At 58.3% G+C, this 528-nt stretch carries 1 protein-coding gene; it reads left to right on the plus strand.

The genetic code is table 11. The features are described from left to right. Positions 1-91: 91 nt before the first annotated feature. Positions 92-528 (plus strand): redoxin domain-containing protein (locus AC1D00_RS44750; protein ID WP_477015167.1); only part of this gene is annotated, 437 nt, incomplete at its 3' end.

Raw genomic sequence — 528 nt, forward strand, 5'->3', positions numbered from 1 at the left:
GTGCTGATCTGCTGCACGCGCCCCGAAGGCAATGTCGTGATTGACTTGTGACCGGAGGCCGCGCGACTGCACTCAAATAGGGAGAATTCAAATGCGATCCGACATGACGCAGGGAGCCGCTTTCCCGGACTATGAGCTGAGCGACCACACCGGGAAGCATCGCAAACTCTCCGAGCTACAGGGACAGGATCCGATGGTGGTCGTGCTCGGCCGGGGCGGCTACTGTCCAAAGGATCGTCGTCAGGCCGAAGAGTTGCTGCAGCTCCATCGCGAGATGGAGGTGGGCTATTGCCGACTGGTCACGATCACGACCGACAATATCAGCCAGACGAATGAATATCGGAGCGGTGTAGGGGCGCACTGGCCCTTTCTCTCCGATCCACGACGCATCGTTCAGAAGAACCTCGATATCGCGGAATATACCGACCCAGCCCACAATCCGATGATCCCGCACGTCATCGTGCTGGAGCCGGACCTCATCATTTACAAGATCTACGACGGCTACTGGTTCTTCGGACGCCCCACGAT

The sequence above is a fragment of the Bradyrhizobium sp. P2_E8 genome (assembly GCF_056403875.1).